This is a genomic window from Streptomyces cyaneofuscatus (genome assembly GCF_042718795.1).
Lineage (GTDB): Bacteria > Actinomycetota > Actinomycetes > Streptomycetales > Streptomycetaceae > Streptomyces > Streptomyces cyaneofuscatus_A.
This window is the reverse complement of record NZ_JBHXOX010000011.1, coordinates 177265-200230: the sequence shown is the minus strand read 5'-3', so window position 1 is coordinate 200230 and position 22966 is coordinate 177265. Positions and strand designations below refer to the sequence as shown.

Sequence of the window (22966 nt, the reverse complement as noted above, 5' to 3'; positions counted from 1 at the left end):
ACCATGCGGTCTGCTGATTTCCGCACTGTACCCAACAAGGCTGGAGAGCGCTGCCCGGGTCCGAAAGCGGGCTCCTGGACCGGCCCTGGAACGGCTCTGGAACGGCCGTGAATACGCCGCCGCCCCGCCGGGCACGGGGCCGGGCGGGGCGGTGAGGACGAGGAGAAGCGCAGGTCAGGCGCCGATGGAGACCTGGGGCTCGCCGGAGGCGATGCCGTCCTTCTCCATCTGCTCGGCGATCTTCAGGGCTTCCTCGATGAGGGTCTCGACGATCTTCGACTCGGGCACGGTCTTGATGACCTCGCCCTTGACGAAGATCTGGCCCTTGCCGTTGCCGGAGGCGACCCCGAGGTCGGCCTCGCGGGCCTCGCCGGGGCCGTTGACGACGCAGCCCATGACCGCGACGCGCAGCGGGACCTCCATGCCCTCCAGGCCGGCGCTGACCTGGTCGGCGAGCTTGTAGACGTCGACCTGGGCGCGGCCGCAGGAGGGGCAGGAGACGATCTCCAGGCGGCGCTGCTTCAGGTTGAGCGCCTCCAGGATCTGCAGGCCCACCTTGACCTCCTCGGCCGGCGGGGCCGAGAGGGAGACGCGGATGGTGTCGCCGATGCCCTCGGAGAGCAGGGCGCCGAACGCGACGGCCGACTTGATCGTTCCCTGGAACGCCGGTCCGGCCTCGGTGACGCCGAGGTGGAGCGGGTAGTCGCTCTGGGCGGCGAGCTGGCGGTAGGCGTTGACCATGACGACCGGGTCGTTGTGCTTGACGGAGATCTTGATGTCGCCGAAGCCGTGCTCCTCGAAGAGGGACGCCTCCCACAGGGCGGACTCGACGAGGGCCTCGGGGGTGGCCTTGCCGTACTTCTTCAGGAGCCGCGCGTCCAGGGAGCCGGCGTTGACGCCGATCCGGATCGGGGTGCGGGTCTCGGAGGCCGCCTTCGCGATCTCCTTGACCTTGTCGTCGAACTGCTTGATGTTGCCGGGGTTCACGCGGACCGCGGCGCAGCCCGCGTCGATCGCGGCGAAGACGTACTTCGGCTGGAAGTGGATGTCGGCGATCACCGGGATCTGCGACTTGCGCGCGATCGTGGCGAGCGCGTCGGCGTCGTCCTGGGTCGGGCAGGCCACGCGGACGATCTGGCAGCCGGAGGCCGTCAGCTCGGCGATCTGCTGGAGGGTGGCACCGATGTCCGACGTACGCGTCGTCGTCATCGACTGCACGGAGACGGGTGCGTCGCCGCCGACCGCGACCGAGCCGACCTGGATCTGTCGGCTGACCCGTCGGTCGGCGAGCTTGGTCGGAACGGCCGGCATTCCGAGAGAAATCGCAGTCATGCGCTGTGCATCCCCAAGGTGTGGATCAAGGTCCCGATGTCGGCGGGCTCCAGGCTTCGAGGTTACGGCACCGGAGCCGGGGCGCACGCACCGTACGGACAAGTCAACCAGATGGTGACCGACCGGACACAACGCGTGTGCCCGGTGGTCACGTCCGGGGCTCCTGGTGCGGAGGCTCAGCTGATCTTGACCGGGTTCACGATGTCGGCCACCAGGACCAGCAGCGTGAAGCAGATGAAGAGTCCGGCGACCACATAGGCGACCGGCATCAGCTTGGCCACGTCGAACGGGCCCGGGTCCGGGCGCCGGAAGACCTTGGCCACATTGCGCCGCAGCGACTCCCAGAGCGCACCCGCGATGTGCCCCCCGTCGAGTGGGAGCAGCGGGAGCATGTTGAACAGGAACAACGACAGGTTGAAGCCCGCCAGCAGGAACAGCATCATCGCGACCTGGTTCTGCGCCGGGATGTCGAGGTTCATCACCTCGCCGCCGATCCGGGCCGCGCCCACCACGCCGACCGGTGAGTCGTCGGCGCGCTGGCCGTCGCTGAAGGCCGCGTTCCACAGGTCGGGGATCTTGGAGGGCAGCGCGATGATCGCGTCGACGCCGTTCTCGATCATGTCGCCCATGCGCACGACGGAGTCACCGAAGCCGAGCGGCACGATCTCGGTCTGGGCGGCGAAGCCGAGGTAGCCGGCCTTGACGAACTGATCCGGGATGACCTCGCCGTTGCCGTCCTTCTTCGCGACGGCGTTCTCGCGCAGGACGGCGTTGAGGGTGACCTCCTGGCCGCCGCGCTCGACGGTGATGGTGGCGGGGCCGATGGTGTTGCGGATGCGGTCCGAGAGCGTCGCCCAGTCGTCGACCTTCTGCCCGTCGAAGGCGACGATCCTGTCGCCCTCCTGGAGGCCTGCGGCCTTGGCAGGCGAGACGGGGTCGGTGCCCTTGCAGGTGTCGCGCTTCTCGCTCTGCGAGATCACGCACTGCTGGACGCCGGCGACCTCGGTGGTCTGCGTCTGGAAGCCGAAGGTCATCGCGACGCCCATGAAGATGGCGACCGCGAGGATCAGGTTCATGAAGGGGCCCGCGAACATCACGATGACGCGCTTCCACGGCTTGCGCGTGTAGAAGAGCCTCTTCTCGTCGCCGGGCTCCAGCTCCTCGTACGCGGCGGAGCGGGCGTCCTCGATCATGCCGCGCCACGGTGAGGTGGAGCGGGCTTCGAGGCGGCCGTCGGCGCCGGGCGGGAACATCCCGATCATGCGGATGTAGCCGCCGGCCGGGATGGCCTTGATGCCGTACTCGGTGTCGCCCTTCTGCTTCGACCAGATCGTCGGGCCGAATCCGACCATGTACTGCGGGACCCGGATGCCGAACATCTTGGCCGTGGAGAGGTGGCCCAGCTCGTGCCAGGCGATGGAGAACAGCAGGCCCACGACGAAGACGGCGATCCCCAGGACCGTCAGCAGGATCGAGGTCAGACTCATGCGCGCGCCTCCGCTGTCGCTTTCGCCGAGAGTTCCCGGGCCCGTGCGCGGGCCCAGGTTTCCGCTTCGAGGACGTCCGCGAGGCTGAGCGGGGTTCCCGGGGCGGGGGTGCCGTGTTCGGTCACCACAGCGGTGACCGTATCCATGATTCCGTTGAAGGGCAGCTGTCCGGCGAGGAACGCGTCGACGCACTCCTCGTTGGCCGCGTTGAAGACGGCGGGTGCCGTGGAGCCGAGCGTACCGACATGGCGGGCGAGGCCGACCGACGGGAAGGCCTCGGTGTCCAGCGGGAAGAACTCCCACGTGGACGCTTTCGACCAGTCGAAGGCTGGGGCGGCGTCCGGGACGCGCTCGGGCCAGCCGAGGCCGATGGCGATGGGTCCGCCCATGTCGGGCGGGGTGGCCTGGGCGAGGGTGGAGCCGTCGGTGAACTCGACCATGGAGTGCACGTAGGACTGCGGGTGGACCACGACCTCGATGCGGTCGAAGGGGATGTCGTAGAGGAGGTGCGCCTCGATGACCTCAAGGCCCTTGTTGACGAGCGTCGCCGAGTTGATCGTGATGACCGGGCCCATCGCCCAGGTGGGGTGGGACAGGGCCTGCTCGCGGGTGACGTCGGCCAGTTCCTCGCGCGTACGGCCCCGGAAGGGCCCACCGGACGCGGTGACGACGAGCTTGCGGACGTCGGCGCGTTTACCGGCCGCCAGGGCCTGGAAGAGCGCGGCGTGCTCGGAGTCGACCGGGATGATCTGGCCGGGGGCTGCGAGTGCCTTCACGAGCGGGCCGCCGACGATCAGCGACTCCTTGTTGGCGAGGGCGAGCGTGCGGCCCGCCTTCAGCGCGGCCAGCGTCGGGGCGAGGCCGATGGAGCCGGTGATCCCGTTGAGCACGGTGTGGCAGTCGCTCGCGGCGAGCGTGGCCGCCGCGTCGGGCCCGGCGAGGATCTCGGGGAGCGGCTCCCCGGCCCCGTACCGCTCACGCAGCGCCTCGCGCAGTCCTCCGACCGCGCCGGGGTCGGCGACGGCGACCGTGCCCACCCGCAGCCGGTGGGCCTGCTCGGCGAGGAGGGCGGTCCGGCCGCCGGCGGCGGAGAGCGCGGTGACCCGGAAGCGGTCGGGGTTGCGCAGGACCAGGTCGACGGCCTGGGTGCCGATGGACCCGGTGGAGCCGAGGATCACCAGATCCCGGCGGCCGTCCGCGGTGTCGAAGAGGAGATGCGGATCGGCGAGGGGGGCGGGGCTGTCGCTCATACCCCCATTGTTGCCGCTCCGGCTGTGCGCGGGGACAGCGCGTCCCGGTGGGGCGGGGATTCGGTACGGAGGGGGCGCGCGGGTGGGGCGGCGCGCCCCCTTCGGTGGTTACCGGTGGCGGCTCAGCGGACCGGCCGGTGCTGGTTCTCCTCGGCGGAGGGTCCGGGGGTGGCGTCCGCGATCCAGGGGCCGTCGCCGCTGGGGTCGATGACCCCCTCCTCCAGCCAGGTGTACGTACCGGAGAGCACGCCGTCGACCACGCGCCGGTCCAGATCGTCGGTGTTGGACCAGAGCCGCGTGAACAGCTCCTCGACCCGGACACGCGACTGCTGACAGAACGCGTCGGCGAGCTGGTAGGCCTCGCGGCCGTGCTCCCCGGCACCGCGCAGATGCTCGGCGCGGACGCAGGCGGCGCTCATCGCGAAGAGTTCGGCGCCGATGTCGACGATCCGGCCGAGGAAACCCTGCTTGGTCTCCATCCGCCCCTGCCAGCGGGACATGGCGTAGAAGGTGGACCGGGCGAGCTTGCGGGAGGAGCGCTCGACGTACCGGAGGTGCCCGGAGAGGTCGCGGTGGCCGGCCGGGTTGAACTCACCGTACGTACGCGGAAGCTGCCCGGCCCCGGCGACGAGCTGGGGCAGCCAACGGGCATAGAAGACCGCGGCGTTGGCGCCTGCCTTGGCCTTGTCGGCGAGCGCCTTCTCCGGGTCGATGATGTCGCCGGCGACCTTGAGGTGGGCGTCGACGGCCTCGCGGGCGATCAGCAGGTGCATGATCTCGGTGGAGCCCTCGAAGATCCGGTTGATGCGCATGTCGCGGAGCATCTGCTCAGCCGGAACGGCGCGCTCGCCGCGGGCGGCCAGCGACTCGGCGGTCTCGAAGCCGCGCCCGCCGCGGATCTGGACCAGTTCGTCGGCGATCAGCCAGCCCATCTCGGAGCCGTACAGCTTGGCGAGGGCGGCCTCGATACGGATGTCGTTGCGGTCCTCGTCAGCCATCTGGGACGAGAGGTCGACGATCGCCTCCAGGGCGAAGGTGGTGGCCGCGATGAAGGAGATCTTCGCGCCGACCGCCTCGTGCTTGGCCACGGGCCGCCCCCACTGCTCCCGTACGGCGGACCATTCGCGGGCGATCTTCAGCGACCACTTCCCGACCCCGACGCACATCGCGGGCAGCGAGAGGCGCCCGGTGTTGAGGGTGGTCAGCGCGATCTTCAGCCCGGCGCCCTCGGGCCCGATGCGGTTCACGGCCGGCACCCGGACCTGGTGGAAGCGGGTGACGCCGTTCTCGATGCCGCGCAGCCCCATGAAGGTGTTGCGGTGCTCGACGGTGACGCCGGGGGCGTCGGCCTCTACGACGAAGGCGGTGATGCCACCTCTGCGCCCCTCGGAGGCAGGCACCCGAGCCATGACGACGAGCAGATCGGCGACGACCCCATTCGTCGTCCAGAGCTTCACACCGTCCAGCAGGTAGTCGTTCCCGTCGGGCACGGCGGTGGTGGCAAGCCGGGCGGGGTCGGAGCCGACGTCGGGCTCGGTCAGGAGGAACGCGGAGATATCGGTGGTGGCGAGCCGGGGCAGGAAGGCGTCCTTCTGCTCCTTTGTGCCGAAAATCTTCAGCGGCTGCGGTACGCCGATCGACTGATGCGCCGAGAGCAGCGCCCCGATGGCGGGACTCGCGGAGCCGACGAGGGCGAGCGCCTTGTTGTAGTACACCTGGGTGAGCCCGAGACCGCCGTACTTGGTCTCGATCTTCATGCCGAGCGCGCCGAGCTCCTTGAGCCCGTTGACCACCTCGTCGGGGATCTTCGCCTCGCGCTCGATCCGCGCACTGTCGATATGCGCCTCGCAGAAGGCCCGCAGCCGCGCCAGGAACTCCTCACCGCGCCGGATGTCGTCGGGCGGCGGCAAGGGGTGCGGATGGATCAGGTCGAGCCGGAACCGCCCGAGGAACAGCTCCTTGGCGAAGCTGGGCTTACGCCAGTCCTGCTCCCGGGCGGCCTCGGCGACGCGTCGCGCCTCACGCTCGGTGACCTTGGGTGCTCTGGGGACCTGGGGGGTGTTGTGTGGTGCGGACATGCCGGGCCTCACCTCGCCGCGCGCCGCCAGGACGGACGGGCACCTGGACGCACGGACTACTAGTCGCTGCCTACTGGTCCGTATGTAACCCGTGTACCCGGTGATCGGCACCCGCACCGGCCCCGAGGGGGGAGCCGGCGGGCCGGACGCACCGCGGGCCCCGCCGGTGACTGCCCGGCGGGGCCCGCGGTTCTCCTCGTGCGTCCTCAGTCGGTCCGGTCGAGGACGACCCGGTATGCGTCGTCGTATCCGTCGTCCTCCAGCAGGAGCGACAGGGTGGCGCGTTCGCCGGTGAAACGGATGTCGACGGTGCTCTCCTGCTCGCCCAGGAGGAAGTGGGCCGTGGCCGGATGCTGGGCGGCCTTGCCCCACCGGGTCACCCAGCGGCGTGCGTCGTCCTCGGAGCCTTCGTCCTTCGCCGCCAGGTCGGCCAGGCCATCGACGTCCTCGGCCTTCAGCCGCGCGATGACCTTCTCGGCGGCGGAGAGGCTGCCGGGTGACGGGCGGCCGGTGACCGTGAGCTCCAGCTCGGAGGTGCCGTTCGCGACGCGCTCGGGCGTCTTGTCCGTGTCCAGGGCGTCACACCCGCCGAGGGTTAGCACCGCTGCTCCTACCAGGCCGACCGCCCGGTGTGCCCGCCTCAACTGCGCTTCCCCGGGCGGATGATGCTGATGGCGGTGAGGTTCTTGTTGCGCTTGAACCACTGGTTCAGTGTGGTGTGGGCGGCCGTCCCGTGCTGGGTGATGTTGATGTTGCCTCCCTTGGCGGCGGTGACCACTCCGGTGTGGTTCCACCGCTTGGACGATCGGTAGTAACCGAAGATGATGTCGCCCGGCCGGGCGTCGTAGCGCGAGATCTCCCGGCCGCCCCGGTGGTTTTTCAGGTGCTGGCGGAGGTTGGCCGCGGCGGCCCAGGTGTAGCTGTCCAGGCGGAACGGGCCGATGTTGTTGCGGAACCAGCGGGAGGCGTTCTTGCGACCGCCCTTGCGCTGCTGCATTTTACCGCCCCAGTGCAGGGCCTTGGAGACGAAGTTCGCGCAGTCCGTGCTGTAGTCCCACTTGATCTTGACGTTCTTCTTGGCCCAGGACGCGGTGCCCGAGTGGTTGGGCGCGGCGCGCAGCGCGACGCGTGCCGCGGTGACCGAGGCGGGCTCGTCGACGGGCATGCCGTCGGCGTCCAGCTCGGTCGGCAGGACCTCTTCCTCGCCCGTCGGCATGTCCTCGATGCTGTCCTCGGCGGGCGGGGCGACGGTGGCCAGCCGCTGGGCGTCGCCGGTGGCGGGCAGGGTCACTTCCACGGCCGCGTCGTCGGCCTCCTGGCGCAGGACTCCGCCGGTGAAGACGAAGCGGCCGGGCAGCTCCCCCTCTTCCGGCTCCTGGGTGCCGTCGGTGTGGGTGAGCACGCTGTGCTCGGCGAGGGTGCCGCGCACCACGACGGAGCCGTCGGGGCCGGGGCCGGTCAGGACGTTGTCGAACGTGCTGGTGACCTCGGTGAAGTGACGGCCGTGGCGGGCGTAGGCCTCGCGGCGCTCGGTCAGGACGGGCAGTTGCTCGGCGAACAGGCTCCGGAACATGGCACCGTTCGGGCTGCTCGCGGCGGCCTGTTCGATGGTCGTGTAGGTGCCCTTGAGGACGCCGGCCCGCGCCGCGAGGTAGTCCCGCACCGCCGTGGCGTAGCGCTCCCGATCGGTCACCGCGACGGGCTTCGCGGCGTCGGACCGGGCGGGCCCGGAGGTGCCGAAGGCGGAGGTCGCGGTGACGGTCACGGTGTGGTCGGCGCCGTTGGCGAGGGTGTCGAACGCGGCGCGGGTGTCCTTCGTGGTGGTGCGGGCGACCTCCGACGCGCCCCGGTGGACGACCACCGTGTAGGTGAGGTCCTCGGTCGCCGCGCCGGGGTCGTTCGGCGGGTTCCAGGTCGCCAGCAGGCCCTGGTCGGCCGGGACGGCTTTGAGTGCCTCGGGGGTGCCCGGCGCGGCGGCCGGGATGTAGGACACCGTGAGCACCGGTCGCAGGGCCGGATCGGCGGCGCGCGAGGAGTGGTAGACGACGCCGGGGGCGGCGGCCTTCTCGTCGCCGAACTGGAGGCTCAGGCCGTGGTTGTCGGTGCCGGCCAGCCAGTCCGCGACGAGCGGGCCGAGGTTGACGTCGCCGAGTGCGGCGGGGAGTTCGTCCTCGTTGAGGAGCGGCTCCTCGTTGGCCGCCGCGGCGAGCTCCTGGCCGCTGCGGGACGGGTCCCAGGCCTCGGCGAGGTCGAGGACCGTGGCCGCGGGCTCCACGCAGCCGGCGGCTGCGTCGGCGCAGTCGTCCCGGTGCAGTGCCAGCCGGGCGTCGGTGATCCGCGCGCCGGCCGGGACGGCCGACAGGTCGGCGTGGAGCCAGCTGCGCCAGGCGGTGCCGCCGGGGGTGCCGACGCGCAGGGTGCCGTCCTCGACGGCCGCGCAGGGGGTGCCGTCGCAGTCGGCGGCGCCGACGGGTGCGGTGGCGTCGCGCAGGGCGGAGCCGGACAGGGCGACGGTGCGGGCCTGCGGGTCCGGTACGGCCACGGGCGCCTTGGCGGTGAAGGTGCGCTTGGCGGTCCACGGTGAGCAGGCCGAGTCGTCGCAGGCGCGCATCGCCCACTGGTAGGCCCGCCCGGGCACCAGCGTGCCCTCGGGGATCATCGTGGCGACGCGGTTGCCGCTGTTCTCGAAGGACGGCGGCAGCTGTACGTCGTCCAGGGCCGAGCCGGCGGCGTCGAACAGGGCGAACTCGCCGTGCACGTACGCGCGGTTCCCGGCTGTCAGCACTCCGGACAGCATGGGTGCGGCCGTGTTCTCGGCGCCCTCCTGAAGCGCGGTGGGCACATCCGGGACGGGCAGGACGACGGGCTTGGGGCCGACGCCGAACTGGTAGGCGGTCACGCCGGACAGCAGGCCGGCGGAGTCCACGGTGCGGGCGCTCAGCGTGTGCCAGCCCTTGGCGGGCTTGATCTTGATGGTCTGCGGCTTGCCGCCGGTGCCGGAGGCGTCGTTGACCTGCTGCGGCGTGTTGGGGTCGTCCAGGCCCCACAGATAGCCGCGGCCGTCGGAGGACGACGTGGTGAGGGTGCAGCTGACCTCGCCGGTGCCCTCGGTCCACCGGTCGCGCGGGAAGCCCTCGCAGACGACCTGGGGGGCGGTGGGGTTGGCGGTGTTCACCCGGAAGGGGAGATAGGCGCTCCACGGGCCGTACGCGGAGCCGTCGAAGGCCCGGGTGCGCACGCGGTAGCCCAACGAGCCGAGCTTCTTGTCCGCGGGAAGCGCCAGCTTGGCGGTGCCGCCGGAAGCGACCGCACCACTGGTGCCGGTCCAGCTGTAGGTGCCGGCGTCGTTGAACGCCGGGTCGGGGGTCACCTCGAACTGGGCCCGTACGGGCCCTCCGTCGGGGTCGGCGACCTTGGCTGCGAAGGTCGGCGCCGACGACGTGGCGTAGGTGCGCTTGTTGAAGGTGCTGTACGAGGACGGGGAGAGCGCCAGACCGCTCGGGACCCCGGGGAGGCTGTTGTACGTCACCGACAGGACGGGGACGTTGGCCGGTGCGTTGCGGGAGTTGAAGCGCTTCCAGGCGTAGGGGTCCTTCTCGTCCGCCGCCCGGATGCCGAGGGAGTTCTCCGCGTGCGTGTTGGCCGCCCAGGCCTGCGTCAGCGCGGTGACGTCGGCGGTCACCCAGCCGTCGTTGCAGTCGGCGCCGAACCCCTTGGTCGCGCTGGAGGTGGCCCACTTGCGGTTCCAGCTGGGCTGGTCGGTCCAGCGGGTGGCGGTGCTGGGCGTGCTGGTGTCCCAGACCTCCCAGTCACGTGCCTGGCATGACCAGGAGTGGTGGTTCCACAGCTTCAGCGTCGCGGACTTGATCTCTCGGTTCTTCACCGGCTTGGTGTCGAACCGGAGGAAGGAGCGCGCGACCTGTCCGGAGCCGTTGTTGCCGAGCTTGAGCTCCGTGGCGGTGGACTGGTCGGTGGTGTAGCCCTGTTGGACGAAGGTGGTGAACGTGGTGAGCAGGTTGACCGCCGGGTCGACGGTGACGGGGAAGCGCGTGGCCGGGTCGGCGAGGAAGGCCGCGTCGGGGGTGAGGGTGAGACCGACGCGGTCGCCCTCCTGCGTCACCGTCATGGCGACGGGGGCGCGGTGCGGGTGCTCCCCGGACCGTACGTCGGTGCGCGCGTCCCACATGACGGGAGCGGGCAGGACACCGGCGGGCCTGCCGGTCGTGCTGTCGGTGAAGGCCACGCCGCCGTCGGCGTCGGCCTTGGCGGTCAGGCCCTTGGCGGTGAGGGTCATCCGCAGGGTGCCCGCGGCGTCGACGGCCTGGCGGGACTTGAGGACGAGGAACTGCTCGAAGCCGGTGCGTGTGGCCGAGACCACGAGGTCGGCGGAGGGCAGGGCGTCGGGGTAGGTGGCCCGGGTGCCGGCGATACGGGGCGTGGTCAGCGCACCTCGCCAGCCGAGCTCGACGCGGTCGCCGTCCGGCGAGGTCAGCGTCACCAGCGGGGCCGGGGCGGCGACCGGTGCCGGGGCGCGCAGGCGGCGGGTGGCCTGTTCGTCGGCCCGGGCGGGCGTGGCCCCGCCGAGAGTGAGGCGCAGCGGGTGCGCCTTCGCCTCCACGGTCCCGTCTGCGGTCTTGGTGAGGTTGATGTCGACGGGGGTCCACGATCCGTCGTCGTCCCGGAAGCGGACCGGGCCGGCTGCCTGATCCTCGGTCAGGGTGCCGCTGGGGTCGGCCCACAGGGTGCGGGTCTCGGTGCGCTCCGCGACGACCTCGACGCGTCGTCCCTCCGAACGGGCGCGCAGCAGCGCGGAGGTCACGTCGTCCTGGGGCCGCGGTGTGCCCGTCGCGGTGGCGCGCGGGGCGGCGGGAGCGGTGGTGCCGGCGTGTGCGGCGGCCGGTGCCGCCACATCGACGGCCAGAAGGCCGGAGAGCGCCAGACCGGTGGCGGCGAACCACCTGAATCTGGGCATGGCTGTGCTGGGCAAGAAGATCCCCCTGGTGCGAACAAAAAGCAAAGAAGATATGAATATAATGCAAAGATCGCCTCATTTCGCACGCCAGGCGCCCTTCACCAGGCACCCGGCGATACCCGGCACCCGGCACCCGGCAAGACGACGGCCGGAGCCCCCGCACAGTGGGCTCCGGCCGTCGTCTAGCCGCCCCGCCCGCGCTCGCTGTCCAGGCGGGGGCGTGGGCGGGGGCGTTCGGGGTGTCTACAGGGCGAGACCCGTGAGGACCAGGACGCGTTCGTAGGTGTAGTCGTCCATCGCGAAGCGGACGCCCTCGCGGCCGACGCCGGACTGCTTGGCGCCGCCGTACGGCATCTGGTCGGCGCGGTACGAGGGGACGTCGCCGATGATCACGCCGCCCACCTCCAGGGCGCGGTGGGCGCGGAAGGCGGTCTGGAGGTCGTGGGTGAAGACGCCTGCCTGGAGGCCGTACTTGGAGGAGTTGACGGCGGCGAACGCCTCCGCCTCGCCGTCCACCTTCTGGAGGGACATGACCGGGCCGAAGACCTCTTCGCAGGAGAGCTTCACGTCGTCGGGGAGGCCCGCCAGGACCGTCGGGGCGTAGGTGGCGCCGTCGCGCTTGCCGCCGGTGAGGAGTTCGGCGCCGGCGTCGACCGCCTCTGCGACCCAGGACTCGACGCGCTTCGCCGCGTCCTCGCTGACCAAGGGGCCGACGTCGGTCGTCGCGTCGGACGGGTCTCCGGTGGCCAGGGCCTCGACCGCGGCGACGATCTTCGGGACCAGCCGGTCGTAGACCGAGGCGTCGGCGATGACGCGCTGCACCGAGATGCAGGACTGGCCGCCCTGGTAGTTGGAGAACGTGGCGATCCGGGTCGCCGCCCAGTCCAGGTCCTCGTCCGAGGCGTAGTCGGACAGGACGACCGCGGCGCCGTTGCCGCCGAGCTCCAGGGTGCAGTGCTTACGCGGCACCGACTCCATGATCGCGTAACCGACGGGGCCCGAGCCGGTGAAGGAGATGACCGGAAGGCGCTCGTCCTGGACCAGGGCGGGCATCTTGTCGTTCGGGACCGTCAGGACGGACCAGGAGCCCGCCGGGAGGTCGGTCTCCGCCAGCAGCTCGCCCAGGATGAGCGAGGAGATCGGGGTGGCCGGGGCCGGCTTCAGGATGATCGGGGCGCCTACGGCGATGGCCGGGGCGACCTTGTGGGCGCTCAGGTTGAGCGGGAAGTTGAACGGCGCGATGCCGAGGACCGCCCCGCGCGGGAAGCGGCGGGTCAGGCCGAGGCGGCCGGTGCCGCCGAGGTCGGTGTCGAGCCGCTGCGCCTCGCCGCCGTTGAAGCGGCGGGCCTCCTCCGCCGCGAACCGGAACACCGAGACCGCCCGGCCGACCTCGCCGCGCGCCCACTTGATCGGCTTGCCGTTCTCCGCCGAGATCAGCTGGGCGATCTCCTCGGTGCGTTCTCCCAGCCGCCGTACGACGTGGTCGAGGGCCGCGGCCCGTACGTGGGCCGGGGTCGCGGCGAACTCGTCGCGTACGGCGTGTGCGGCGGCGACGGCCTCCTCCACCTGGGTGTCGGTCGGCACGCTGACGGTGCCGACGAGGCGTCCGTCGTACGGGTTGGTGACGTCGAAGCTGTCGGCACCGGTGGCCTGGCGGCCGGCCACCCAGAAGGCGTGGGGCGAAGTCATGGAGGTTCCGGCCCTTCGGAGGTCGTGAGGAGTCGTGAGGAGGAGGTACCTACGTCGTGACGCCGTAGGTCGTGGGGCCCTTGAGGCTCCCCACCCGACTCCCACGGTAGGGCGAGGCTGCCGCGAGCGCGTTTAGCCGGTGTGGAGTGGGATCGGCCTCCGGTGCTACGGATTGGCGAAGGAGGTCGGGGAGGCCGCGGTCTACTCCTCCGGCGGCGCCGCCGCCTCCGTCGCCTTCAGCGCGAGCCACAGCTCCATCCGGACGTCCGGGTCGTCCAGCGAGCGGCCCAGGATCTCCTCCACCCGGCGCATCCGGTAGCGCAGGGTGTGCCGGTGTACGCCGAGGTCGGCGGCGGCCGCGTCCCACTGGCCGTGGCGGGAGAGCCAGGCGCGCAGGGAGGCCACGAGGTCACCGCGGCCCTTCGCATCGTGCTCGTACAGGGCACGGAGCATGCCGTCGGCGAAGGCCCGTACGGCGTCGTCCGCGAGCAGCGGCAGGACCGAGCCGGCCGCCAGCTCCTCGTGCTCGACCAGGGCCCTGCCCCGGCGGCGGGCGACCGAGAGGGCCTGTTCGGCCTGCTTGTACGCGGCGGAGACCGCGATCGGGCCGCAGGGGGCGGAGAGGCCCACGATCACGTCGCTGTCCTCGGCAACTCCCTCGCGCGGGGCGCGGTCGTCCTGGGCCTCCGCGTAGGCCGCGCAGGCGGCGACCGCGGTGCCGCCGTCGGCTGCCAGGACCACGACGCGTTCGCCCTCGGGGACCAGGAGCAGCGCCTCGCCGGAGCGAGCGGCGGCTGCCTCCATGGTCTCGGTGAGCAGGTCGGAACCGGCGGGCGCGGCCGCCTCCGCGATCAGCAGGCGGAAGGGGGCGTCGAGCAGCCCGCCGTACAGGTCTCCGGCGACCGACCGGGCGTGGTCGGGCTGCCCGGCCAGGAGCATCCGCAGGACGGCGGCGCCCAGGCGCTGTTCGGCGCCCTGGAGGGAGCGGGAGCGGGCGGTGGTGAGGGTCAGCAGGGCGACGGCGGAGTGGACCGCGTACCGCTCGGCGGTGCCCAGGGCCGCCCCCGTACCGACGGCCAGCGCGCCGCGTGCCCGGCGTCCGGTGCCCAGCGACTGGAGTTCGACCCGGTCCTCGCTGTCGCCGACGACGACGCTGGCGGGCGCGGGTCTGTCCCGGAGGCGTTCGACGTCGGGGGTGAGGCGGGCGGCCCGGCGCGCGGCCCAGTCGGGGGCGGCGGCGAGTACCGCACCGGAGGTGTCGTACAGCGCGGCCCAGCCGTCGATGTGGGCGGCGAGGCGGGCGAGGAGGTCGGCCGGGCCGTCCCCGGCGAGCGCGGCCTTCGTCAGCTCGCGCTGGGCCTCGAAGCCGGCGGTGACCGCGCGGTACTGGTCGGCGGCGATGGCGGCGGAGACGGCCTTGCTGATGGCGAGGAACGGGGTGCGGCGGGGCACTTCGAGGAGAGGCAGGCCCGCTTCCTCGGCGGCGTCGAGGAGGGCGGCCGGGATGGCCTCGTAGTTCACGCCGACCGCGAAGCCGACCCCTGCGACGCCCGCCCCGGCCAGCCGCCGTACGTACCGGCGCATGGACTCCGTGTTCTCGGCGTCCAGGTTGGTGGCGGTCACCAGGAGCAGTTCGCCGCCGTCCATGTACGGGACGGGGTCGGCGAGCTCGCTGGCGTGGGCCCAGCGCACCGGGGTGTCGAGCCGGTCCGCGCCCGCCCGCACCGTGAGCTTGAGCGCCGAGTGCTGGACGAGCGAGGCGAGCGTGGGGGGCATGGGACCGGGAACCCTCGGTGTCGGGGACGCGTGGCCGGCGAGGGGGGACGCCGGCCCTGTCGGTGATCGGTGATCGGTGGTCGGTGGTCGGTGGTCGGTGATTTCGCCGTCCCGTATGAACGGCTGCCACCGATTCTGCCAGGGCGGCAGAGTTCCTGTAACCGCTCTCAGTCGCCCCCGGTTCCGCAAGGGCGCTTCTCAGCCGTCGCCGGTCTCCCCCGAGGAGGCCCCTTTCTCAGCCACCCAGCTCCACCAGCAGCGGCGGTGCGTGCTCGCCCTCGACCGTGGTCAGCCGGATCACCGCGTGGCCGGCCGGGACCGCGTACGCCAGCTCCGAGGCCGACCACCGCTCCTTCTCCACCTGCCGTACGGTCACCGCGTCCGTCGTCACCGCCTTGCCCGTGACCAGCTTGCGCAGCGCGTGCAGGGCGCGGGTGAAGGGCTGGTCGGCGAAGACCGTGTGCTGGGCGACCTCGCGGGTCTCCACCCACTCCTTGCCCCAGGCCTCGGCGAAGCGCTTGCCGTCCCACGTGGTGATCCCGGAGAAGGCGGCCGTGCAGCCGACCGCGCCGAGCAGCGGGGTGTGCAGGGGTTCGGGGACGTCGTCGACGGTACGGAGGGTGAGGACGGCCCCCGCGTTGACGGAGCGCAGCCGGCGGATGCCGCGTACGGTCTCGGCGGTCACCGCGTGGGTCGCGTCGTCCAGGACCAGGCCCACGAAGAGCGTGGTGTCGGTGCGGGCGGCGGTGATCGCGGTGAACTGGGCGAGCAGGAGGCGGGTGAGGAGGCGGGACGCCTCGGCGTGGCCGCGCTCCGGCAGGTCGACGCGGACCCGCAGCGGGTACTGGCCGAGCGAGCGCAGCGCGAACGGGCGGGCGTCCGGGCCGGTGGCGAAGAACCCGGCGAACGCGGGCCGGTCCAGCAGCGCCACCCGGTCCGCGAGGGCCGGTGCGGGGTCGCCGGGGCCGCCCGCCTGACGGGTCCTGGCTTCCAGCTCGCGGAGCATCGCGTGGTGTCCGGCGGCTTCGAGCGTGGCGCGCAGGGCGGTGAGCGCGGCCGGGGTGCCGTCGAGGAGTTCGCGCAGCTCCGGCACGGAGGGGAAGTGGCCGTGCGCCGTCCGGTACGGGCCGAGCAGTTGGGCGAGGACGGTGGCGGCGCGGCGGCTGTCCAGGCTGCCGACATCGCCGACGAGCCCCTCCGCGAGGACGGCGGCGGCCTCGTCGGGGTCGCTGGTCCCGCCGTAGAGGTCGAGGTCGTGGGCGGAGGCGGGGTTGCCGACGCGTACGACGACGTCGAAGGCCTCGTCCGGGCCGACGGGCGCGCCCGCGCCGCCGACGGCGAGTACGGCCGCCTGTCCGGCGAGGGCCCGCAGGCCGAGGGCCTCCACGACGGGGCGCACCAGGCGGGCGGACTTCCCGGAGCCGGGCGGGCCGACGGCCAGCAGCGAGGTGCCGAGCAGGGTGGGGTCCAGGGCGATACCGGTGGACCGGCGGGCGTAGGGGTTGTGCGGGTCCTCGGCGCAGCGGCCGATGCGGACCTGGCCGGTGAGCACGTCGTGGCGGGCGGTGCGGCGGGGCAGGTCGCGGTCGCCCGAGGGGTGCGGGGCGGCCGCTCCCCCGGTGCGCAGGACGGCCTCCGCGAGGGGGGCGAGGCGGTCGGGGCTGCGGGTGGCCCGGGTCCAGGCGTGGCGGAGGCGGGCCACGTCCACGTCGTTCATGCGGCCGGTGCGGACCTCGGCGGTGAGGGTGTCCGCCGCGTCGGTCCAGCCGGCCGCACGCAGCTCGGGCCACTGGTCGGCGGAGGTCGCGGTGGCGGGGGCGGGGGTGTCGTCGGCCGTTGCCGGTGTGGAGCCGCTCCGGCGGGCGGCGATCAGGTCGCGCCAGCGGCCGAGGCGGGCGAAGGGGTACAGGACGGCGGCGGCGATCAGCGCGTAGATGATGTTGACGACGGTCTGGCTCTGGTAGATCTCGCCGCCCGCGACGGCCGCGACCAGGACCAGGACGGGGCGGACGACCGGCAGGGTCTCCTTCCAGACCAGGAGCTGGGTGAGGCCCGCGGCTACCGCCGCCGCGAGGGCGAGGAAGGGCTGCCCGCGCCTCACGACGTGGCGGCGGAAGAGCTCGGAGAAGTTGCCGATCCGGCCGCAGCCGTAGGCGAGCAGCCCGAAGAGGAGGGCCTCGTACACGGTGAGGGCGTCGGAGCCCTCGATGGTGCGGGGGCCGCCGGAGGTGCCCGGGTTCCACCACTCGCCCGGGGTGAAGAGCTTGAGGGGGACGAGGCGGTACGGGAGGTAGCCGTTGCGCCAGAGCGACCAGAGGAGGAGGGCGGAGAGGAGGGTGATGACGGCGCCCACGAGGAGGGAGCGGTCGGAGACCTCCTCGCCCTGCTCGGGCGGACGCGGTGTGAACCCGAACCGCCAGACGCCGGGGGCCTGCGGGGGGCGGGGCGTACGGAGCCAGGCGTCCAGGGGCGGGGCCCCGGCCGAGGGCTGCTCGACGGGGGGCGGCGGGGCGGCGGGGCGGGCGGGGGGCGGGCCGAGCGGAGGCGGGGGGGCGGTCCAGGCGGAGGGCTGCCCGAACTGTGGCGCGCCGGGCTCCCCGGACGGAGCCCACCCCGGCGAGGGCTGCCCGGCGGACGGCTGCCCGCCCCACGACGCCCCCGGGTCCGCAGGCGGCTCCGCCCTCGGCAGCCCCGACGGCGGTGGTGGCGCGGCAGGGCCGGGCACCCTGTCCGCGCTCGTGCCCCGTACGCCGCGCGTGCCCTCGTCCTCCATGAACCACTGCCCCCTCGACCTGCCGGACCTGCCTGGTCCATCCGCTGCCCCGGTCAATCTAGTGCGCGCACACGGGGAGTTCAGCAACCCGCCCGAAGAGTGACCGCCCCCGGTCCGCCCCGGACCCGTATCACCGCAGGTCGGGAGCGGCGTGTCCGGCCGGCGTAACCGCTGTCCGCCCGCCGTCCGCCCACCGGCCGCCCCTCATCCGTCCGCCGTCCGCCCACCGACAGCCCTCACCTGTCCGCGACGGACAACGACACGCGCCCATCACTCCCGATCGGAGCATGCCCGGGTACGTCCCCCGCCCCTAGCCTGCGATGAGAAGAGCGTCCGAAACACCCCCAGGAGCCCCTCATGACCGCAATCCCGCAGGAGCGCCGCGTCGTCACTGCCATCCCCGGCCCGAAGTCGGCTCTGCTCCAGGCTCGCCGGCTCGCCGCCGTCGCCGCAGGTGTGGGCTCCACCCTGCCGGTGTTCACCGCCCGCGCGGGCGGCGGGATCATCGAGGACGTGGACGGCAACCGTCTGATCGACTTCGGCTCCGGCATCGCCGTGACCTCGGTCGGCGCCTCCGCCGAGGCCGTCGTACGCCGCGCCTCCGCGCAGCTCGCGAACTTCACCCACACCTGTTTCATGGTCACGCCGTACGAGGGGTACGTCGAGGTCTGCGAGCAGCTCGCCGAGCTGACGCCGGGCGACCACGCGAAGAAGTCCGCCCTGTTCAACTCGGGCGCCGAGGCCGTCGAGAACGCGGTGAAGATCGCCCGCGCCTACACCAAGCGGACCGCCGTCGTCGTCTTCGACCACGGCTACCACGGCCGGACCAACCTCACCATGGGCATGACGGCGAAGAACATGCCGTACAAGCAGGGCTTCGGTCCGTTCGCGCCCGAGGTCTACCGCGTCCCGGTCGCCTACGGCTACCGCTGGCCGACCGGCGCCGAGAACGCCGGTGTCGAGGCGTCCGCGCAGGCCGTCGACGCGATCACCAAGCAGATCGGCGCGGAGAACGTCGCCGCGATCATCATCGAGCCGGTGCTCGGCGAGGGCGGCTTCATCGAGCCGGCCAAGGGCTTCCTTCCGGCGATCGCGCAGTTCGCCAAGGACAACGGCATCGTCTTCGTCGCGGACGAGATCCAGTCCGGCTTCTGCCGCACCGGCCAGTGGTTCGCCTGCGAGGACGAGGGCATCGTCCCGGACCTGATCACCACCGCCAAGGGCATCGCGGGCGGGCTGCCGCTCTCCGCCGTGACCGGCCGCGCCGAGATCATGGACGCCGCGCACGCGGGCGGTCTGGGCGGTACGTACGGTGGCAACCCGGTCGCCTGTGCCGGTGCGCTCGGCGCCATCGAGACGATGCGCGAGCTGGACCTGAACGGGAAGGCCAAGCGGATCGAGGAGGTCATGAAGGACCGCCTCGCGCAGATGCAGGCGAAGCTCCCGAACGGCGACATCATCGGCGACATCCGCGGCCGTGGCGCCATGATCGCCATCGAGCTGGTGAAGTCCGGCACGAAGGACCCGAACCCGGAGGCGGCCGGCGCGCTCGCCAAGGCCTGCCACGCCGAGGGCGTCATGGTCCTGACCTGCGGCACCTACGGCAACGTGCTGCGCTTCCTGCCGCCGCTGGTGATCGGTGAGGACCTCCTCAACGAGGGCCTCGACGTCATCGAGCAGGCATTCGGCACGCTCTGATCCCTCGAGGACCCCTCGAGGACCCTTCGAACTCGGGAACGGTCGGCGGTGGTCCCGCGCCGCCGCCGTACGGCATCCGGGTGAGGGCCTGTGAAGAAGGTGTGCGGGGGCGATGGCGGGTGACGGGTGATGCTGTCGGACGCCCCTTCGCTGCCGTACGGTTTCTGCAGATGAGAGAAACACATCGCCCACGGGAAACCGCGGGTGATTCCGGGTCGGGGCTTCCCCAGCACCGTCCCGGGCGTGCCTCCGTGCACGCCTCCGGAGCCTCTGGCTCCGGTACTCCTCACCGATCGGACGGCCGCCCGCCCCACACCCCCCGGGGCGCGCGGCGACCCGATCCCGCCGGCCATCCCGGAACAACCCCCCCTGTTCCCGGGTGGCCGGCCTCTCTCTTTCTCCCCGCCTCCCTCTTTCTCGGCATCCTGCTCGCGCTGTTCGCGCTGATCACCTGGCAGGTCGCGGCCGACGGACCGCTGGTCCGACTGGACGAGCGCGTCGGCGAGCACCTGTTCCGGCGTGGCCCGGCCGGACTGACCCAGCTCTTCTCGGATCTCGGCGGGGTGCCGGTGGCGCTCCCGGTGCTCGTCTGCGCGATCGCGTACGCGCTGTGGCGCGGGGCCAGGCGGCTGCCGGTGTACGCGGCCCTCACCATGGCGGCCGTCCCCGCGCTGGTGATCCCGCTGAAGGTGGCCACCGCCCGGCAGGGTCCGCTGACCGAGGCCGTCAACTACTACCCGTCGGGCCATACGGCGACGGCGGCGGTGGCGTACGGGGCTTCGGCGCTGCTCCTCCTCGCCGTTCCCCGGCCGGCGTGGCTGCGCGGCTGGATCCCGCCCGCCGCCGCTCTGCTGCTGACGGCGGCGACGGGCGTCGGTCTGGTGCTGCACGGCTACCACTGGCCGCTGGACGTACTGGCGAGCTGGTGCCTGGGGCCGCTGCTGCTGGCGCCGTTGTGGTGGGTCAGCCGCGGGGCCCGGCTGCGGTCAGGAGAGCCGCCGGCCATTCGGTGAGCTCCGGGGTGTCGTGGCCGGGCTCGGTGCCCTTGATACCACCCCAGGAGTTCAGGAGGAGCGGGGTGAAGGCGAAGTCGGAGTTCATCCGGTCGAGGGTGGCTCCGCCTCGCACCAGGCCCAGGAGGTGGTTGGCGGGGGCGATCGCGGCGACGCCGGTCAGTCCTTCGACCCGACCCGGGGCGTGCTGGCCGCGAACAGGGCCGCCTGGCCACCCTGCGGGGACGTCGGCCGCAAGGACTGATCTCATGCGCACACGCTGTCCCTATCTCGCACGCGGTATCTCGCACGCGGTGGGCCGGAGCGCCCCTCCACTGCGTGATCACCCCAGGACGGCATGGATGATGCCCGTCGCCGCGATCCTCTTCACCCCGGCGACGGGCATCGGTCTGGTGGGTTGCCTCAGCAGCACCCAGGCGCTACCTCAGCGCTGCCTCAGCGGCCGAAGTAGGAGTTGAAGTTCCGGCTGAACTCCCAGTTGTTGAACCGGTCCCAGTTGATCGACCAGGTCATCAGGCCCCGCAGGTCGGTCCAGGTCCCGTGGGTCTGGTAGGAGCCGCAGTCGGTCTTCTTGATCAGGCAGTTGAGCGCCTTGTTGACCTCGGCCGGTGAGGTGTGGCCGTTGCCCGCCTGGGTGGAGGCCGGGAGGCCGATGGCGACCTGGTCGGGACGGAGGCCCGGGAAGACGCGGCTGGTGTTGCCCGCGACCGGGAAGCCGGCGAGCAGCATGTCCGTCATCGCGATGTGGAAGTCCGCGCCGCCCATCGAGTGGTACTGGTTGTCCAGCCCCATGATCGGGCCCGAGTTGTAGTCCTGGACGTGCAGCAGGGTCAGGTCGTCGCGCAGGGCGTGGATGACCGGGAGGTAGGCGCCGGCGCGCGGGTCCTGGCCGCCCCAGGGGCCGGAGCCGTAGAACTGGTAGCCGAGCTGGACGAAGAAGGTCTCGGGCGCCATCGTCAGGACGAAGCCGGAACCGTACTTCGCCTTCAGGGTCTTCACCGCCGAGATCAGGTTGACGATCACCGGTGAGGTCGGGGCGCGGAAGTCGGTGTCGCCGGTGTTCAGCGAGAGGGAGTGGCCCTCGAAGTCGATGTCCAGGCCGTCCAGGCCGTAGGTGTCGATGATCTTCGAGACCGAGGTGACGAAGGCGTCCCGGGCGGCGGTGGAGGCGAGCTGCACCTGGCCGTTCTGGCCGCCGATGGAGATCAGGACCTTCTTGCCCGCCGCCTGCTTGGCCTTGATGGCGGCCTTGAACTCCGCCTCGGACTCGACGTTGGGGCACTCGGCGACCGGGCAGAGCGAGAAGCGGATGTCGCCGGAGGTGACGGAGGTGGGCTCACCGAAGGCGAGGTTGATGACGTCCCAGGAAGCGGGCACGTCCGCCATGCGGGTGTAGCCGGAGCCGTTGGCGAAGCTGGAGTGGAGGTAGCCGACCAGCGCCCGGGGCGGGAGCTTGGTGTCGCCGCCCCCGCCGCCCGCCGTGGTGGTCGCGGTGACGGCCGCCGACTTCGCGGACTCGCCGGCCGCGTTGGTGGCGGTGACCTGGAAGCTGTACGCGGTGGAGGCGGCCAGTCCGGTCACGGTGGCGGAGGGGCCGGTGGCCGAGGCCACCTTCGTACCGCCTCGGTAGACGTCGTAGCCGGTGGCGCCGGAGACGGCGTTCCAGGAGAGGGCGACCGAGGAGGAGGAGATCGCGGTGGTGCGCAGGCCCGCGGGGACTGCGGGGACGACCACCGGGTCGCCGCCGGGGCCGACGAGGGTGAGGTCGTCGACGTAGTGGGCGGGGGTGCCGTACCAGCCGTGGGTGTAGACGCTCACGGAGGTGGTGGAGGGGCCGGTGGTGAAGCTGGTGGTGAGCTGCTTCCAGGCGCCGGTGGACTGGGTCCAGGTGGAGACGTCGGTGGTGCCGGTGCCGGTGGCGCCGAGGTAGACGGGGCTGCCCTGCACCCAGGCACTCAGCGTGTAGCGGGAGTTGGGCTTGACCGTGACGGCCTGGGAGCACTTGGCGTTGTCGTTGCCCGCCGGGGTCGCCTTCAGGGCCTTCGTACCGCCGTGTACGGGGGTGGAGACGGCCGCGCCGCTGCCGGCGGTGCAGTTCCAGCCGTCGAGGCCCGCCTCGAAGTTGCCGTTGCGCGCCACGTCCACGTCCGCCGCGCTCGCCGCCGGTGCCGTGGCGACCAGGGCACCGGCAGCGAGCACCGCGGCCGTACAGGTGGCCAGAAGTCCGGAAAATCTGACGGTTGGTCCGGTGCGTTCCACAACAGCCTCCGTGCAGGGGGGAATTGGGTGTGGCGTGCGCACAACATGGTCCAGACCAATCAGGTTGTCAAGACCTCTGGCAGCGGGGTCACCCCCTGCATGGCCTCCGAGCTGCGGGTCACCCTCCCTCGCGGTCGCCCTGGGCGGCGGCCCCGGCCGCCTCGTGCATCGCCAGCTCCAGCAGCGCCGCGTCCGTGAGGGTTCCCGAGCCGTCCGGCGGGATCAGCCAGCGCACTCCCCCGGCCGCCCGGCCCGGGTGGGGGACGACGATCCAGGTGCCGGGGCCCGCGCCCCGGATTCCGGTGCCGAGCCAGCGGGACGCGGTGCCGGGCGGGACGAAGAAGCCCATGCGGGACTCGCCGAAGTCGGCGAGGACGGGGCCGGGCCGGTCGATGAGGCGAGTGAGGACGTCGAGCGTCGGATAGCCGAGTTCACCAGGGAGGATCAGCACGTCCCAGCGCCTGCCGGCGGGAAGAAGAGCGATCCCCTGCGGGTTGCGCTCCCATTCCCACCGGCAGGCACCGGGGTCCGGTGCCACCGATGTGAGCCACTCGATCGCGGCTTTCGTTTCCGGTCCCGTCATGACCAGCCTCCCGTTGACGTGAACACCGGCAGGGTTCTACCGGTGGGTACACGTGC

14 protein-coding genes are annotated in these 22966 nt (G+C 72.2%); 2 read left to right on the top strand and 12 right to left on the bottom strand.

What is annotated here, in order from left to right; all coding sequences use genetic code 11:
• Positions 1-174: 174 nt before the first annotated feature.
• The 9 genes from ispG to ACFWRT_RS15335 all read right to left on the bottom strand — a co-directional run bounded on the left by ispG (position 175) and on the right by ACFWRT_RS15335 (position 17357).
• Entirely contained in the window at positions 175-1332 is a 1158-nt protein-coding gene (ispG, locus tag ACFWRT_RS15375) for a flavodoxin-dependent (E)-4-hydroxy-3-methylbut-2-enyl-diphosphate synthase (protein ID WP_026241002.1), read from the bottom strand.
• Positions 1333-1508: 176 nt separating this feature from the next.
• The gene (locus ACFWRT_RS15370; protein WP_380951842.1) at positions 1509-2819 is read right to left on the bottom strand and encodes a M50 family metallopeptidase; all 1311 of its coding nucleotides are present in this window, start codon (positions 2817-2819) and stop codon (positions 1509-1511) included.
• Complete coding sequence (dxr, locus tag ACFWRT_RS15365) at positions 2816-4069, bottom strand: 1-deoxy-D-xylulose-5-phosphate reductoisomerase (RefSeq protein WP_380951843.1); 1254 nt, start codon at positions 4067-4069, stop codon at positions 2816-2818. Before dxr ends, ACFWRT_RS15370 begins: the two co-directional genes overlap by 4 nt.
• Positions 4070-4191: 122 nt before the next feature.
• A complete protein-coding gene (locus ACFWRT_RS15360; RefSeq protein WP_380951844.1) occupies positions 4192-6147 on the bottom strand; it encodes an acyl-CoA dehydrogenase family protein in 1956 nt (651 codons plus the stop codon).
• Between the two features lie 206 nt (positions 6148-6353).
• On the bottom strand, positions 6354-6749 hold the full coding sequence (locus ACFWRT_RS15355; protein ID WP_380951845.1) for a hypothetical protein: 396 nt from the start codon (positions 6747-6749) through the stop codon (positions 6354-6356).
• 38 nt (positions 6750-6787) lie between these two features.
• Positions 6788-11119: a DNRLRE domain-containing protein gene (locus ACFWRT_RS15350; protein WP_380951846.1), complete on the bottom strand. Its 4332-nt coding sequence runs from the start codon at positions 11117-11119 to the stop codon at positions 6788-6790.
• A 243-nt stretch (positions 11120-11362) separates the two neighbouring features.
• Positions 11363-12808 carry an aldehyde dehydrogenase family protein gene (locus ACFWRT_RS15345; RefSeq protein WP_380951847.1) on the bottom strand — a complete coding sequence of 482 codons (1446 nt, stop codon included), beginning with the start codon at positions 12806-12808 and terminating at the stop codon, positions 11363-11365.
• 201 nt (positions 12809-13009) lie between these two features.
• Positions 13010-14584 carry a PucR family transcriptional regulator gene (locus tag ACFWRT_RS15340; RefSeq protein ID WP_380951848.1) on the bottom strand — a complete coding sequence of 525 codons (1575 nt, stop codon included), beginning with the start codon at positions 14582-14584 and terminating at the stop codon, positions 13010-13012.
• 235 nt (positions 14585-14819) lie between these two features.
• Positions 14820-17357 carry an ATP/GTP-binding protein gene (locus ACFWRT_RS15335; protein ID WP_380951849.1) on the bottom strand — a complete coding sequence of 846 codons (2538 nt, stop codon included), beginning with the start codon at positions 17355-17357 and terminating at the stop codon, positions 14820-14822.
• A gap of 357 nt (positions 17358-17714) precedes the next feature.
• Between ACFWRT_RS15335 and gabT the strand changes: the two genes are divergently transcribed.
• Together gabT and ACFWRT_RS15325 are read left to right on the top strand one after the other, a co-directional pair.
• Entirely contained in the window at positions 17715-19055 is a 1341-nt protein-coding gene (gene gabT, locus ACFWRT_RS15330) for a 4-aminobutyrate--2-oxoglutarate transaminase (RefSeq protein WP_380951850.1), read from the top strand.
• Positions 19056-19225: 170 nt separating this feature from the next.
• Positions 19226-20068 carry a phosphatase PAP2 family protein gene (locus ACFWRT_RS15325; protein WP_380951851.1) on the top strand — a complete coding sequence of 281 codons (843 nt, stop codon included), beginning with the start codon at positions 19226-19228 and terminating at the stop codon, positions 20066-20068.
• Here ACFWRT_RS15325 and ACFWRT_RS15320 read toward each other — a convergent pair.
• The 3 genes from ACFWRT_RS15320 to ACFWRT_RS15310 form a co-directional block, all read right to left on the bottom strand.
• Positions 20019-20318, bottom strand: coding sequence for a hypothetical protein (locus ACFWRT_RS15320; protein ID WP_380951852.1), 300 nt, complete (start codon positions 20316-20318; stop codon positions 20019-20021). The two genes, ACFWRT_RS15325 and ACFWRT_RS15320, sit on opposite strands and share 50 nt — an antisense overlap.
• Before the next feature lie 185 nt (positions 20319-20503).
• Entirely contained in the window at positions 20504-22327 is a 1824-nt protein-coding gene (locus ACFWRT_RS15315; protein ID WP_380951853.1) for a chitinase, read from the bottom strand.
• 118 nt (positions 22328-22445) lie between these two features.
• Positions 22446-22910, bottom strand: a complete 465-nt coding sequence (locus ACFWRT_RS15310; protein WP_161268335.1) for a hypothetical protein — start codon at positions 22908-22910, stop codon at positions 22446-22448.
• Positions 22911-22966 lie beyond the last annotated feature (56 nt).